This window comes from Hydrogenophaga sp. FW305-3-2-15-A-LB1, assembly GCF_058787875.1.
Genome location: NZ_JBYTAE010000024.1, coordinates 50,052 through 64,672 on the forward strand (window position 1 = coordinate 50,052; position 14,621 = coordinate 64,672).

At 67.2% G+C, this 14,621-nt stretch carries 10 protein-coding genes and 1 tRNA gene; 1 reads left to right on the forward strand and 10 read right to left on the reverse strand.

The annotated features are described in order from the left end of the window. Window positions 1-80: 80 nt before the first annotated feature. The 9 genes from lon to AC3WPZ_RS09715 form a co-directional block, all read right to left on the reverse strand. Complete coding sequence (gene lon, locus AC3WPZ_RS09675; protein ID WP_382157147.1) at window positions 81-2,513, reverse strand: endopeptidase La; 2,433 nt, start codon at window positions 2,511-2,513, stop codon at window positions 81-83. Between the two features lie 88 nt (window positions 2,514-2,601). Further along, window positions 2,602-3,867 (reverse strand): ATP-dependent Clp protease ATP-binding subunit ClpX, encoded by a 1,266-nt coding sequence (gene clpX, locus AC3WPZ_RS09680; RefSeq protein ID WP_382157145.1) that lies wholly within the window; start codon window positions 3,865-3,867, stop codon window positions 2,602-2,604. A gap of 135 nt (window positions 3,868-4,002) precedes the next feature. Then, window positions 4,003-4,620: an ATP-dependent Clp endopeptidase proteolytic subunit ClpP gene (gene clpP, locus AC3WPZ_RS09685; protein ID WP_137916933.1), complete on the reverse strand. Its 618-nt coding sequence runs from the start codon at window positions 4,618-4,620 to the stop codon at window positions 4,003-4,005. Window positions 4,621-4,809: 189 nt separating this feature from the next. Continuing rightward, complete coding sequence (gene tig, locus AC3WPZ_RS09690) at window positions 4,810-6,120, reverse strand: trigger factor (RefSeq protein WP_382157143.1); 1,311 nt, start codon at window positions 6,118-6,120, stop codon at window positions 4,810-4,812. Between the two features lie 74 nt (window positions 6,121-6,194). After that, window positions 6,195-6,281, reverse strand: a tRNA-Leu gene (locus AC3WPZ_RS09695). Between the two features lie 110 nt (window positions 6,282-6,391). Further along, complete coding sequence (locus tag AC3WPZ_RS09700) at window positions 6,392-7,039, reverse strand: aspartate/glutamate racemase family protein (protein ID WP_382325378.1); 648 nt, start codon at window positions 7,037-7,039, stop codon at window positions 6,392-6,394. A 1-nt stretch (window position 7,040) separates the two neighbouring features. Further along, window positions 7,041-9,623, reverse strand: coding sequence for a TRAP transporter permease (locus AC3WPZ_RS09705; RefSeq protein WP_444686783.1), 2,583 nt, complete (start codon window positions 9,621-9,623; stop codon window positions 7,041-7,043). 104 nt (window positions 9,624-9,727) lie between these two features. After that, on the reverse strand, window positions 9,728-10,705 hold the full coding sequence (locus AC3WPZ_RS09710) for a TAXI family TRAP transporter solute-binding subunit (protein WP_382325382.1): 978 nt from the start codon (window positions 10,703-10,705) through the stop codon (window positions 9,728-9,730). 118 nt (window positions 10,706-10,823) lie between these two features. Beyond that, the gene (locus tag AC3WPZ_RS09715; RefSeq protein ID WP_444686784.1) at window positions 10,824-12,155 is read right to left on the reverse strand and encodes an aspartate aminotransferase family protein; all 1,332 of its coding nucleotides are present in this window, start codon (window positions 12,153-12,155) and stop codon (window positions 10,824-10,826) included. A gap of 183 nt (window positions 12,156-12,338) precedes the next feature. Here AC3WPZ_RS09715 and AC3WPZ_RS09720 point away from each other — a divergent pair, with 183 nt between their 5' ends. Next, window positions 12,339-13,586, forward strand: a complete 1,248-nt coding sequence (locus AC3WPZ_RS09720; protein ID WP_444686785.1) for a D-amino acid dehydrogenase — start codon at window positions 12,339-12,341, stop codon at window positions 13,584-13,586. A 3-nt stretch (window positions 13,587-13,589) separates the two neighbouring features. On the opposite strand, the gene AC3WPZ_RS09725 is transcribed toward AC3WPZ_RS09720, so the two are convergent. After that, on the reverse strand, window positions 13,590-14,492 hold the full coding sequence (locus AC3WPZ_RS09725; RefSeq protein ID WP_382157133.1) for a LysR family transcriptional regulator: 903 nt from the start codon (window positions 14,490-14,492) through the stop codon (window positions 13,590-13,592). Window positions 14,493-14,621 lie beyond the last annotated feature (129 nt).

Here is a 14,621-nt window from a genome sequence, read left to right on the forward strand (position 1 = left end):
TGCGTTTGCCGCTGCATTTCGGTAAGCCATGATTCTAACCCGAAAAAAGGGGCTCTTTCAAGTCCCCCGAAATTTTTTGATCAATGTTTCACCGCGTCGGGAGACGCCGTCGGCTTGCTCACGCTGGCCGCCGCGATCTGGGCCGCGACCTCTTCTTCGGTGAGTGGCACGGGCTGGCGTTCGAGCGCGATGGCGAGGACCTTGTCGATCCATTTCACCGGCACGATCTCCAGGCCCTGCTTCACGTTGTCGGGAATCTCGGCGAGGTCCTTCACGTTCTCTTCCGGGATGATCACGGTCTTGATGCCGCCACGCAAAGCGGCCAGCAGCTTTTCCTTCAGGCCACCGATCGCCGTGACTTCACCGCGCAGCGTGATCTCACCCGTCATGGCCACATCGGCGCGCACGGGAATGCCCGTGAGCGACGAGACCAGCGCGGTCGTCATGGCCGCACCGGCGCTCGGGCCGTCCTTGGGCGTGGCGCCATCGGGCACGTGGATGTGGATGTCGCGCTTGTCGAACTGCTCGTCCTTGATGCCCAGCATGCGGGCGCGGCTGCGCACCACGGTGCGGGCCGCTTCCACCGATTCCTTCATCACATCGCCGAGCGAACCCGTGCGCGTGATCACGCCCTTGCCCGGCATGATGGCCACTTCGATGGTCAGCAGATCGCCGCCCACTTCCGTCCACGCCAGACCGACCACCTGGCCCACCTGGTTCTGCGCCTCGGCACGGCCGTAGCTGTACTTGCGCACGCCCAGGAATTCGCTGAGGTTGTCGGCGCTCACCACCACGGTGGGCGTGTACTTCTTGAGCAGCAGGCCCTTGACCACCTTGCGGCAGATCTTGGAGAGCTCGCGTTCGAGCGAACGCACACCGGCTTCGCGGGTGTAGTAGCGCACGATGTCGCGCACGGCGTCGTCGCGCACGTCCAGCTCGCCTTCGCGGATGCCGTTGTTCTTGAGTTGCTTGGGCAACAGGTAGCGGATCGCGATGTTGGTCTTCTCGTCTTCCGTGTAGCCCGAGAGGCGGATCACCTCCATGCGGTCCAGCAGGGCCGGCGGAATGTTCATCGAGTTCGATGTGGCGACGAACATCACGTCGGACAGGTCGAAGTCGACTTCGATGTAGTGGTCACCGAAGGTGTGGTTCTGCTCGGGGTCCAGCACCTCCAGCAGCGCGCTCGAAGGATCGCCGCGGAAGTCCGTGCCCAGCTTGTCGATCTCGTCGAGCAGGAACAGCGGGTTGCGCGTGCCGACCTTGTTCAGGCTCTGCAGCACCTTGCCCGGCATGGCACCGATGTAGGTGCGGCGGTGGCCGCGGATCTCGGCTTCGTCGCGCATGCCGCCCAGCGCCATGCGCACGTACTTGCGGCCCGTGGCCTTGGCCACCGACTGCCCCAGCGAGGTCTTGCCGACACCGGGTGGGCCGACCAGGCACAGGATGGGCGCCTTGACCTTGTCCACGCGCTGTTGCACCGCGAGGTACTCGAGGATGCGGTCCTTGACCTTCTCCAGGCCGTAGTGGTCTTCGTTCAGCACCGCCTCGGCATGCGCGAGGTCGTGCTTGATCTTGGTCTTCTTGCTCCAGGGCAGGCCGACCAGCGCATCGATGTAGTTGCGCACCACGGTGGCCTCGGCCGACATGGGCGACATCAGCTTGAGCTTCTTGAACTCGGCATCGGCCTTCTTGCGCGCTTCCGCGGGCATCTTGGCGGCCTTGATCTTCTTCTCGATCTCTTCGATGTCGGCGCCCTCTTCGCCTTCGCCGAGTTCCTTCTGGATCGCCTTGACCTGCTCGTTCAGGTAAAAGTCGCGCTGGTTCTTTTCCATCTGGCGCTTCACGCGCCCGCGGATCTTCTTGTCGACGTTGAGGATGTCGACCTCGCGCTCGAGCTGTTCGAACAGGTTCTCCAGCCGCTTGTTGACCGGATCGAGGTCCAGCACCACCTGCTTGGACTCGAGCTTGAGCGGCAGGTGCGCGGCGATCGTGTCGGCCAGGCGGCCCGGGTCGTCGATGCTGGAGATCGAGGTGAGGATCTCCGAAGGGATCTTCTTGTTGAGCTTGACGTACTGGTCGAACTGCTGCATCACGGCGCGGCGCAGTGCTTCGAGTTCGTTGGACTGGGTGTCGGCCCGCTCCACGGCCGGGTCGACCGGGCTCACGCTGGCGATGAAATGGCTTTCTCCATCGCGGATGGTCAGCACCTTGGCGCGCTGCACACCTTCGACCAGCACCTTGACGGTGCCGTCAGGCAGCTTGAGCATCTGCAGGATGGTGGCGACGCAGCCCATTTCGAACATGTCGTCGGTCGACGGCTCGTCCTTGGCGGCGGCCTTCTGGGCCACGAGCATGATGCGGCGCTCGGCCTCCATCGCGGACTCCAGCGCCTTGATGCTCTTGGGCCGGCCCACGAACAGCGGGATGACCATGTGCGGGAACACCACCACATCGCGCAAAGGCAGGAGTGGCAGTTCGACCGGCGTGCTGGGAAGGGGGGTCTGTCCGGACATTTCAACCTCGACTAAAACGGGTAAATGGGGTCGGTGCGAGCGATCTCAACCGGACGCATCCGTGACGGGGTTGGTCGAAGCCGGCGCGTCAAGCCTGCTTGGCCGCCTCGCGGTACACCAGCAAGGGCGGCTTGTTTTCCTCGATGGTCGACTCGTCGACCACCACCTTCTCCACATTGCTCATGCCAGGCAGATCGAACATGGTGTCGATCAGCGCGTTTTCCAGGATCGAGCGCAGGCCTCGCGCGCCCGTCTTGCGGGCCAGGGCCTTGCGGGCGATCGCCTTGAGCGCGGCGGGCCGCACTTCGAGCTCGGCACCTTCCATCGCCAGCAGGCGGGAGAACTGCTTGACGACCGCGTTCTTGGGCTCGGTGAGAATTTCGACCAGCGCGTCTTCACTGAGTTCCGACAGCGCGGCGATCACCGGCACACGGCCCACCAGCTCGGGGATGAGGCCGAACTTGATCAGGTCTTCGGGCTCGATTTCCTTGAAGGATTCGGTGATGCTGCGCTGCTTCTTGCTCTTGACCACGGCGCCGAAGCCGATGCCGGAGGCCTCGGTGCGGTTCTCGATGATCTTCTCCAGGCCGGCAAACGCGCCGCCGCAGATGAACAGGATGTTGGTGGTGTCGACCTGCAGGAAGTCCTGGTTGGGGTGCTTGCGCCCGCCCTGCGGCGGCACCGAGGCCATCGTGCCTTCGATCAGCTTGAGCAAGGCCTGCTGCACACCCTCACCCGATACGTCGCGGGTGATGGAGGGGTTGTCGGACTTGCGCGTGATCTTGTCGATCTCGTCGATGTAGACGATGCCCTGCTGGGCGCGCTCGACGTCGTAGTTGCAGCTCTGCAGCAGCTTGGCGACGATGTTTTCCACGTCTTCGCCCACGTAACCGGCTTCGGTCAGCGTGGTGGCGTCGGCCATCACGAACGGCACGTTGAGCATGCGCGCCATGGTCTGGGCCAGCAGCGTCTTGCCCGAGCCGGTGGGTCCGATCAGGAGAATGTTGCTCTTGGCCAGCTCGACGTCGTCCTTGCGGGCGGCGACCTTGTGGCGCAGGCGCTTGTAGTGGTTGTAGACGGCCACGGCCAGCGCGCGCTTGGCGTTCTGCTGCCCGATGACGTAGTTGTCCAGGTTGGCCTTGAGCTGGGCCGGCGTGGGCACGTCGTCGCCCGAGGCCTTGACGGATTCGAGGCCGGGCAACTCGTCACGGATGATGTCGTTGCACAGGTCGATGCATTCGTCGCAGATGAACACCGAGGGGCCGGCGATCAGCTTCTTGACCTCGTGCTGGCTCTTGCCGCAGAACGAGCAGTAGAGCGCTTTTTCACTGGAGGCGGCTTTTTTGTCGGCCATAGGTCTGGGGGCTCGGATGAAGCGGTAACAACAATGATAGTTCAAGCCCCATAGGGGCCAAACGGGGGAAAAGCGCCGGTTTTGGCACCGTCTCCCGGGTTTGGCGGCCCATGGGTGGCCATGGCCTGGACGGGGTCAGACCGCGCCGGGGCGCTTGTCGATGACCTTGTCGATCAGGCCGTACTCGGCCGATTCGGCGGCCGAGAGGTAGTAATCGCGCTCGGTGTCGCGTTCGATCTTCTCCAGCGGCTGGCCGGTGCGCTCCGCGAGGATCTTGTTGAGCTGCTCGCGCGTCTTGAGGATTTCGCGGGCGTGGATCTCGATTTCCGTGGCCTGGCCCTGGGTGCCGCCCAGCGGCTGGTGGATCATGACCTTGGAGTTCGGCAGCGCGAAGCGTTTGCCCTTGGCGCCGGCGGCCAGCAGGAACGCGCCCATGCTCGCGGCCATGCCGATGCACAGCGTGGACACGTCGGACTTGATGAAATTCATGGTGTCGAAGATCGCCATGCCCGCGCTCACCGAGCCGCCCGGGGAGTTGATGTAGAACGAGATGTCCTTGTCGGGGTTTTCGCTTTCCAGGAACAGCAGCTGCGCCACCACCAGGTTGGCCGACTGGTCATTGACCGGGCCCACCAGGAAGATCACGCGCTCCTTGAGCAGGCGCGAATAGATGTCGTACGCACGCTCGCCGCGGCCCGACTGCTCGATGACCATGGGCACCATGCCCAAACCTTGAATGTCCATTGCGCTCATGCGTTACTCCGTGTGTTGATGCTTGCCATATCACTACTGTAACCAACCCCATGTGGCCCCACGGCGACCGGTGGCTTGACCGGGACGACCGCAGGACAGGCGGAGGGAGGTACCTCCAGATGGGGGGCAAACCCGAAAAAGAAAGGGCGGATCGCTCCGCCCTGTTCCAGCATCCCGCCGCGAAGGAAATCAGGCCTGGGCCATCAGTTCGTCGAAGCTGACCGACTTTTCGGTGATCTGTGCCTTGGACAGCACGAACTCCGTGACGTTGTTCTCGATCACGATGGCTTCCACCTCGGCCATGCGCTGGTTGTCGCCCTGGTACCAGCGCACCACGTCGGCCGGCTTCTCGTAGGAGGCCGCCAGCTCTTCGATGTGGGCCTTGATCTGCTCGGGCTTGGCGTGCAGCTCGTTGGCGCGCACCAGCTCGGCCACCACCAGACCCAGGCGCACGCGGCGCTCGGCCTGCGGGCGGAACAGCTCTTCGGGGATCGGGGCCTTGTCGGCGTCCTTCACGCCGCGCTGCTTCAGGTCAGCGCGGGCGCCTTCCACCAGGCGCTCCAGCTCGGACTGCACGACCGCGTTGGGCAGATCCAGTTCGGCCTTGGCGACCAGGGCGTCCATCACGGCCTGCTTGTTGCGGGCCTGCAGGCGGAACTTGACTTCGCGCTCCAGGTTCTTGCGGATGTCGGCGCGCAGGCCTTCCACCGTGCCGTCGGCGATGCCCAGGGACTTGGCGAAGGCCTCATCCACGGCCGGCAGGTTGGCAGCTTCGATCTTGTTGACCGTGACCAGGAAGTCGGCGGTCTTGCCGGCCACGTCCTTGCCGTGGTAGTCGGCGGGGAAGGCCAGCGGGAAGGTCTTGGACTCGCCCGTCTTCATGCCACGCACGGCGTCTTCGAATTCCTTGAGCATCTGGCCGTCGCCGACGATGAACTGGAAGGCCTCGGCCTTGCCGCCCTCGAAGGGCTCGCCGTCGATCTTGCCGGCGAAGTCGATGGTGACGCGGTCGCCGTCCTGGGCGGCCTGGTCCTGCGCGCGCTGCGCGAAGGTGCGGCGCTGCTTGCGCAGGATCTCGAGCGTGCGGTCGATGGCGGCGTCGTCCACTTCGGCAGCCACTTTTTCCACGGCGGCGGTGGTCAGGTCGTCGATCTTGACTTGCGGATACACCTCGAAGACGGCGTCGAAGGTCAGCTGGCCCTCGGGGGCGCCTTCCTTCTCGGTGATCTTGGGCTGGCCGGCCACGCGCAGCTGGGCTTCGTTGGCGGCGGTGGCGAAGGCTTCACCGACCTTGTCGTTCATGACCTCGTAGTGCACCGAATAGCCATAGCGCTGGGCCACGACGTTCATCGGCACCTTGCCGGGACGGAAACCGTCCATCTTCACGTCGCGCGCGATGCGCTTGAGGCGGTTGGACACTTCTTTCTGGATCACATCGGCCGGCAGCGTCAGCGTGATCTTGCGCTCGAGCTTTTCCAGGGTTTCAACGTTCACGGTCATGGCTTTCTCCAAAAGGGTGTCGGTCAACCAGCCTGTCTGGCCGACCCGGGGGGTCTGTCTGTTCGTCTGTGGTGTGGTGCGCGGGGGGGGACTCGAACCCCCACACCATTGCTGGCGTCAGGACCTAAACCTGGTGCGTCTACCAATTTCGCCACCCGCGCGCCTCGTAGGGGGTTTTCCGGTGCAGCGCAAAAGCAGCGCTGGACGGCCGGTTGTCCACTTCACGGCAACCTTAGATTGTAGCTGCAGCGCCCACCCTGGCCGGACGGCCTCAGGCCCCCAGGCGGTGCCGCAGGGCCCGGACCGCGCTGCCGGGCGTGGTGAGCACCGGCATGCCCACCGCCTTGTGCACCGCCAGCTGCGCGCGCGCCATGCTGAATTGGGACAGCGCGATCACGTCGCAGCCCTGCCCCACCAGCCAGCGCGCGGCCTCGACCACGCGCGCGTCGTGGCCGGCGTCGTCGCCCCGGTTGAGGGCGTCCATGGCGCCTTCGGCCAGGCAGGTGACCAGTTCGGTGCCGGCCGGGAACTCCGGCGGCATGGAAGTCAGGGTGGGCGCGAAGGACGCCACCAGCCCGATGCGGCCGCCGCGCGCCACGGCCACGGCTTCGGCCACCATGGCTTCGTTGGGCTTGAGCACCGGCATGTGCGGGCGCCGCGCCGCCACCGCCTCGATGCACGAACCGAATGCCGAGCAGGTGAACAGGATGGCATTGGCCCCCGTGCCTTCGGCGTAGGCCGCCAGCGACTCGAAGCGCTGGTGCATGGCCGCGTCCAGTCCCTTGCCATCGCGCGCCAGGTCGGCCGACAGGCTGTCGTCGAGCAGGTTCATGCGCTCGGCCTCGGGCCAGGCGCGGGCGAGCTCCTCGTTGATGGGCGCGACCGAATGGGCCAGCGCATGGATCAGGGCGATGCGCATGTCAGGCCACCTTCAAGGTGCGTGGCACAGCCATGCGCCGGCCCTGGCTCCACCAGACCAGCGCCACCAGCAACAGCGCCGGCAGGTAGAACCAGTGCGGCGTGGCCCGGCCCGAGGGCATCTTCACCGCCACCACGTCCCAGCCCTGCTCGAAGCCCGACTTGGCCGCGCGCGAACCGAACTTGACCTGCGCCACCTGCAGCTGATCGCCCAGCCCGACCAGGCGCAGTCCGGCTTCGTCCAGGCGCTTGCGCCCGTCCTCGCCCCTGGCGCCCAGTTGCACGGCCACGGTCTTGGTCAGGTCGCGCCCTTCCAGCGTGGTGCCCTGCAGCACGAAGACCATGCGGCCATCCTCGGGTTTGTCGCGCGCGATGTCGAACACCTCGGCCGGCGGCGCGTCGCGGTACGGGGGTGCGAGGCGGTCCATGAACACGTCCGGGCGGAACAGCAGCACCACGGCGATGCCGAGCAGCACGTTCTCCCACCAGCGGCTCTTGATGCGGAACCAGTTCATGGTGATCGCCGCGAACAGCAGCATCGCGACGATGCTGGCCCCAATCACGCGCAGCGTCTCCGCCAGGTCCTCCACATTGATCAGCAACAGCTGCGGGTTGAAGATCCAGATGAAGGGCAGGATCAGCGTGCGGGCGGCGTAGATGAACCCCTGGATGCCGGTCTGCAGCGAATCCTCGCCCGAGATGGCCGAGGCCGCGAACGTCGCCAGCCCCACCGGCGGCGTGATGTCCGCCATGATCCCGTAGTAGAAGACGAACATGTGCACCGCGATCAGCGGAATGATCAGGCCCGACTGCGCGCCCAGTTCCACCACCACGGGCGCCATCAGCGTGGCCACCAGCACGTAGTTGGCCGTGGTCGGCACGCCCAGGCCGATCACCAGGCAGGAGATCGCGACGAACAGCAGCATCAGGATCACGCTGCCCTGCGAGACCAGCTCGACGAACTCGGTCATGCGCAGGCCCAGGCCGGTGAGCGTGATGCCGCCGACCACGATGCCCGCCGTGGCGGTGGCCACGCCGATGCCGATCATGTTGCGCGCGCCGTTGTGGAAACCGTCGAGCACCGAGCGCCAGCTCTCCTGCCAGGCATTGCCCATGGGCAGGCGCCGGAACAGCGCGATCAGCGGGTGCTGCGTGGCCATGAGCACCGCCAGCGAGGTGACGGCCCAGAAGGCCGCGAGCGCGGGCGACATCTCCTCCACCATCAGGCACCAGATCAGGATGCCGATGGGCATGATGAAGTGCAGGCCGGCGCGCACCGTGGGCCAGGTCTGCAGCGGTTTGGGGTTGTCGATGTCGATGTCGGTCGCCAGGTCCGGGCAGCTGGCCGCCTGCCACACGGCCACGAGGTAGAGCGCCAGCACCAGCGCGCCCACGGCATACGGGGCCGCCGGGCCCAGCACGGCCTTGAAGCCGAGGATCAGGTAGTACAGCGCGCAGACCAGCACCACGGTGCCGGTCACACCGAGTGCGTTGCGCATGACGCGGTCGCGCAGCGGCGTGGGCGTGCGCTTGACGATGGGCTGCATGCCCAGCTTGAGCGCCTCCAGGTGCACGATGTAGAACAGGCCGATGTACGAGAGGATGGCCGGCAGGAAGGCGTGCTTGACAATGTCCGAGTACGGGATGCCCACGTACTCCACCATCAGGAAGGCCGCGGCGCCCATCACGGGCGGCATGATCTGGCCGTCCACCGAGGACATGGTTTCGATCGCGCCGGCCTTGACGCCGCCATAACCCGCCTTCTTCATGAGCGGGATGGTGAAGATGCCGCCGGAGACCACGTTGGCCACCGACGAACCCGAGATGGTGCCGTTGAGCGCCGACGACACCACCGCCACCTTGGCCGGGCCGCCGCGCAGGTGCCCCAGCGCCGCGAAGCTCACCTGCATCATGTAGTTGCCGCCGCCGCCCCGGTCGAGCAGCGCGCCGAACAGCACGTAGACGAAGATGGTGCCGGCCGACACCCCCAGCGCGATGCCGTACACGCCTTCGGTGGTGAGCCACATGTGCGAGATCAGGCGGTTGAGCGAGGCGCCCCGGTGGGCGATCACCTCGGGCAGCCAAGGGCCGAGCATGCAGTAGGCCAGGAAGATCACGGCCAGCACGGCCATGGGCCAGCCCACCGCGCGACGCGTGGCCTCCAGCAACAGCAGCAGGCCCACCACCGACACCGCCACATCCACCGTGGTGGGCGTGCCGGGCCGGGTGGCGAGCTCGGCATAGAAGAGCATCACGTAGGCACCGGCAAAGGCCGCCACGCCGGCCAGCAGCCAGTCCACCCACGGGACCCGGTTGCGCGGCGAGCGCTTGAACGCCGGCCAGGCGAGGAACGCCAGGAACAGCGCGAACGCGAGGTGGATGGCGCGCGCCTCGGTGTCGTTGAGGATGCCGATGCCGAATTCGAACGGCAGGGGCGAGGCGTACCAGTACTGGAACAGCGCCCAGAGCAGGCACACGGTGAACACCACACCGGCCGTCCACCCGGTGGGCTTGCGGCCGCCGGTGTCGCTGTCGGCCACAAGTTGCTGCAGGGCTTCGGGGGCTTTTTCGATGTCGGTGCTCATGGGCGCTCCGGGCCTGGACGGCGGTGGGGAGGGTCAAAAGAAACGGCGAAGCACCTTCGCCCTTCATGGCAAGGCGGGCCGCTCACGCGGCCCGGCGCGTCACCTCACTTGACCCAGCCCTTTTCCTTGTAGAACTTCAGCGCGCCTTCGTGCAGCGGCGCGCTCAGGCCGTCCTTGACCATGCCCTCGGGCGTCAGGTTGGCCAGCGCGGGGTGCAGCTTCTTGAACTCGTCGAAGTTGTCGAACACCGCCTTGACCACCTGGTACACGGTCTCGGGCGAGGTCTTGCTCGAGGCCACCACGGTGGCGGACACGCCATAGGTCTGGGTAGGCTGCGGGTTGTTCGGGTAGAGGCCACCGGGCAGCGTGACCTTGGCGTAATACGGCTTCTCGGCCACCAGCTTGTCCACGGCCGGGCCGGTGATGGACACCAGCTTGGCACCGCACGAGGTGGTGGGATCCTGGATGTTGGCGCTCGGGTGGCCCACGGCGTAATAGAAGCCGTCGATCTTGCCGTCGCACAGCGCCGGGCCGTGTTCGTCGGCCTTGAGTTCGGAGGCCAGCGAGAAGTCGCTCAGCTTCCAGCCCATGCCGGCCAGCAGCTCTTCCATGGAGGAGCGCGTGCCCGAGCCCGGGTTGCCGACGTTGAAGCGCTTGCCCTTGAAGTCCTCGAACTTGGTGATGTTGGCTTCCTTGCGGGCCACCACCGTGAAGGGCTCGGGGTGCACGGCGAACACCGCTCGCAGGTCGCCGTAGGCGCCCGCGTCCTTGAACTGGCCCACGCCCTTGAGCGCATTGAACTGCACGTCGGACTGGGTGAAGCCCAGGTCCAACTCACCGGCCTTGATGGTGTTGACGTTGAACACCGAGCCGCCGGTGGACTCCACCGAGCAGCGGATGCCATGCTTGGCGCGGTCCTTGTTCACCAGCCGGCAGATCGCGCCGCCCGCCGCGTAATACACCCCCGTCACGCCGCCGGTGCCGATGGTCATGAACTTCTGCTGCGCCTGGGCCGGTGCCATGGGCGTCATCAGGGCGGCTGCGGCGGCCAGGGTGCTCAGGCTGAGGGGGATCTTTTTCATGCGGATGGCTCCTGAAGGTTTCGACGGGGTGGAACAAACTGGGTGCGGGCACGAAGGCTTTTCACGAGCAAGCAAGCTTCGTGCAGACCCGCTGCGACGGCGACGGGGTTTTCCCCCATCAGGCGGCCACCGCGCGGTCGATGGCGCCGGCGAGCCGCGCCACGATCTGCTCGAGCTCGGCGGGCGTGCTGATGAAGGGCGGCGCGAGCAACACGTGGTCGCCGCAGCGCCCATCCACCGTGCCCCCCATGGGGTAGACCATCAGGCCGCCGGCCATGGCCTCGCTCTTGATGCGGGCGTGCAGCTTGCGCGCGGGATCGAACCACTGCCGGCTGCCGCGGTCGGCCACCAGCTCGAGGCCCCAGAACAGCCCGCGCCCCCGGATGTCGCCCACGCGCGGGTGGTCGCCGAAGGCCTGTTGCAACAGCGCGTGCAGCAATTGCCCGCGCTCGCGCACCTGCGCCAGCAGGCCATCGCGCTGGATCACGCGCTGCACCGCGAGCGCGGCCGCGCAGGCGATCGCATGGCCCAGGTAGGTGTGGCCGTGCTGGAACAGGCCGCTGCCCTGCCGGAAGGCGTCCACCACCGTGCCCTGCGCCAGCACCGCGCCGATGGGCTGGTAGCCACCGCCCAGGCCCTTGGCCACCGTCATCAGATCCGGCACCACACCCTCCTGCTCGCAGGCATGCAGGGTGCCAGTGCGCCCCATGCCGCACATCACCTCGTCCAGGATCAGCAGGATGCCGTGGCGGTCGCACAGCTCGCGCACGCCCTTGAAGTAGCCGGGCACGGCGGTGAGCACACCCGCCGTGGCGCCGCCCACCGTCTCGGCCACGAAGGCCATCACGTTCTCGCCACCCAGGCGGTCGATGGCCTCGGACAGCTCGGCCACCAGCCGCTGGCCGTACTGCTCGGCGGTTTCGTCGGCCCGGCGGTCGCGGTACTCGTAGCACGGCGAGACGTGCGTCACGTCGATCAGCAGCGGCTTGAACTGCTCGCGCCGCCAGGCGTTGCCGCCCACGGCCAGCGCGCCCAGCGTGTTGCCGTGGTAACTCTGGTGGCGGGCGATGAAGTGCCGCCGCTGCGGCTGGCCGATCTCCACGAAATACTGGCGCGCCATCTTCAGCGCGGCCTCCACCGCCTCGGAACCGCCGCTCACGAAATACACGTGGCTCATGCCCGCCGGCGCCGAATCGATCAGCACGTTCGCCAGTTCCTCGGCCACCTCGGTGGTGAAGAAACTGGTGTGCGCGTAGGCCAGCTGGTCGATCTGCGCGTGCATCGCGGCCAACACATCCGGGTGCCCATGGCCCAGGCAGGACACGGCCGCGCCGCCCGAGGCGTCGAGGTAGGTCTTGCCGGCCTGGTCGGTCAGGGTGATGCCCTGGCCGCTCACGGCAAAGGGCATGGGGCGGTGCAACTGGCGGTGGAAGACGCGGGTGGAACTCATGCAGGAAGGACGGGGTGGGGACAGCAATTCAGGCGCAGTGTAGGCAGCGTCGGCGCCCTGGGAAAAATGCCTTTTTCACCCCGTTCCATGCCTTTCGGTTATGGCCTGTCCATGAGTTCGCGGCATGGGCCTTGTCGCGATTGGCATTTTTCGCTCTGGCGCGGCTTGCCTACAGTTCGCCCCATGAACGCTTCCTCCCAACGGCGCCCCCACGTGTGCGTGCTCGGTGCCGGCATCGTCGGGCTGGCGGCGGCCTGGCAGTTGCGGCGCGAGGGCTTCGAGGTCACCGTGGTCGACCGGGCGCAGGCCGGCACCGGCGCGAGCGCGGCCAACGGCGCGCAGCTGAGCTACGCCTACGTGCAACCGCTGGCCGACCCGGGCATCTGGCGCCAGTTGCCCAAGCTGCTGTTCGCGGCCGATTCACCGCTGAAGCTGCGCCTGCAGCCCGACCCGCACCAATGGGCCTGGGGCCTGCAGTTCCTGGCCGCCTGCCGCGCTGGCGTGTCTCGGCGCACCACGGCCAGCCTGCTGGCCCTGGCGGCCGAGAGCCGCGCCGGCTTCGAACGCCTGATGGCCGAGGAACGCATCGCCTGCGACTTCTCCGCCACCGGCAAGCTGGTGCTGTGCGCCGACGAGGCCAGCTTCGCCGCCGCGCGCCGCCAGATGGCCTTGCAGCGCGAACTCGGCAGCCCAACGCAGCACGCGCTCTCGCCCGCCGAATGCGTGGCGATCGAACCCGCGCTGGCGGGCTACGCGCCGCGCTTCGCGGGCGCCATCCACACACCCAGCGAGTGCGCGGCCGACTGCCACCAGGTCTGCCTGGAGCTGCTGCGCCTGTTGCTCGCGCAGGGCGTGCGCTTCGCGTTCGACACGCCGGTCACCCGGCTCACCCGCTCGGCCGATCGCATCGTGGCGGCCGACACCCCGCGCGGCCCGATCGAGGCCGACGCCTTCGTGGTCGCGCTCGGCACCGCCTCGCACCCGCTGGCGCGCACGCTGGGCCTGCGCGTGCCGGTCTACCCGCTCAAGGGCTACAGCCTCACGCTGGACGTGAGCGAGGCACCTGGCGCGGCGCCGCGTGTGAGCGTGACAGATGCCGCGCGCAAGGTGGTGTTCGCGCGCCTGGGTTCGCGCCTGCGCGTGGCCGGCATGGCCGAACTGGTGGGTGAGAACACGCACATCCCCGTTGACCGCATCGACTCGCTGGTGGCCAGCGCCCAGGCCCTGTTCCCCGACGCGCGCTGCAGCGACGATCTGCGGCCCTGGGCCGGCCTGCGACCGGCCACGCCCACCGGGCTGCCAGTGCTGGGGCGGCTGCGCGGCGGGCCCGACAACCTGTGGTTCAACACCGGACACGGTGCCCTGGGTTTCACCCTGGCCTTCGGCAGCGCGCAGCGGCTCGCGGCGCAGCTGCGCCAGAGCGGCCTCTGAAACTCAGCCCGCCGTCTCCAGCAGCGCCTGTTGCATGCAGCGCGTGAAGGCGCGCGTGGTCAGCGAATTCGGCCGCGCGGTGGGCCGCAGCATGCGCACCGTGGTGGGCACGGTGGGTTCGAGCTTGAGCACGTCGACCTTGGCGAGATCGGCCGAGGCGGCGGTGCAGCTCTCCACCATGGCCACACCCACGCCGTGGTGCGCGAGCGCCAGCGCCACGTGGTAGGTCTGCACGGTCATCACTTCCTTGAGCCCGGCGCCGCTGTCGCGCACGGTGTGGGCCAGCAGCAGGCCCAGTGGGTCCTGGCCGTCGAGGGCGATCACGGGCAGCCTGGAGAGTTGCGTCAGCGTGATGGTGCCGGCCTTGACCTGGCGCGCGGTCAGCAGGCCCTTGGGCACCACGCACACGACGTGGCGGTCGGCCAGTTGTTCCTGCACGAGCGCGGGATGCGACACGGCGCTGAAGACGTAGCCCACGTCGGCTTCCTGCAGCACGAGGGAGGAGATGATCTGGGGCGAATGCAGCGCTTCGTGGTGCACGCGCACGGAGGGGTGTTTTTCGCGGAACAGGCGCATGGCGCGCGGGAAGACTTCGTAGCTCAGGGCGAGCACGGTGAGCACGCGCAGCTCGCCTTTGCCGCGGCCGGCCTTGAGGCTGGCGGAGAGGCGTTGCACTTCGTCGAGCTGGGCGAACAGGCGTTCGATGTGGGGGTACAGGGTTTGCGCTTCGGCGGTGGGCCGCAGGCGCCCGCCGACGCGCTGGAACAGCTGGAAACCGAGCTGGATCTCGGCGTGCTGCAGCGTGCGGCTCACGGCGGGTTGCGTGACGTTGATCATGCGGGCGGCGGCGCTCACGCTGCCGGTGAGCATCACCGCGTTGAAAACTTCGATGTGTCTTAGGCGCATGCGGCCTATTGTTGTCGATGTTTTTCTCCGGCTGGAGCGGTCATCGGCGAGGGCGAGGTGAGGGCTCCGCTCATGTCCCCCGGGTCGGCTTCGCCGCCCCTCCTCCTTTACTTCGCTGCGCCCTCACCC

What these genes read in the sequence shown, in the direction of transcription:
- clpP (WP_137916933.1), bottom strand. Translation starts at nt 4,620, where the DNA reads ATGAGCGCAATGGACATTCAAGGTTTGGGCATGGTGCCCATGGTCATC.
- lon (WP_382157147.1), bottom strand. Translation starts at nt 2,513, where the DNA reads ATGTCCGGACAGACCCCCCTTCCCAGCACGCCGGTCGAACTGCCACTC.
- AC3WPZ_RS09725 (WP_382157133.1), bottom strand. Translation starts at nt 14,492, where the DNA reads ATGCGCCTAAGACACATCGAAGTTTTCAACGCGGTGATGCTCACCGGC.
- AC3WPZ_RS09720 (WP_444686785.1), top strand. Translation starts at nt 12,339, where the DNA reads ATGAACGCTTCCTCCCAACGGCGCCCCCACGTGTGCGTGCTCGGTGCC.
- AC3WPZ_RS09700 (WP_382325378.1), bottom strand. Translation starts at nt 7,039, where the DNA reads ATGCGCATCGCCCTGATCCATGCGCTGGCCCATTCGGTCGCGCCCATC.
- clpX (WP_382157145.1), bottom strand. Translation starts at nt 3,867, where the DNA reads ATGGCCGACAAAAAAGCCGCCTCCAGTGAAAAAGCGCTCTACTGCTCG.
- AC3WPZ_RS09705 (WP_444686783.1), bottom strand. Translation starts at nt 9,623, where the DNA reads ATGAGCACCGACATCGAAAAAGCCCCCGAAGCCCTGCAGCAACTTGTG.
- tig (WP_382157143.1), bottom strand. Translation starts at nt 6,120, where the DNA reads ATGACCGTGAACGTTGAAACCCTGGAAAAGCTCGAGCGCAAGATCACG.
- AC3WPZ_RS09710 (WP_382325382.1), bottom strand. Translation starts at nt 10,705, where the DNA reads ATGAAAAAGATCCCCCTCAGCCTGAGCACCCTGGCCGCCGCAGCCGCC.
- AC3WPZ_RS09715 (WP_444686784.1), bottom strand. Translation starts at nt 12,155, where the DNA reads ATGAGTTCCACCCGCGTCTTCCACCGCCAGTTGCACCGCCCCATGCCC.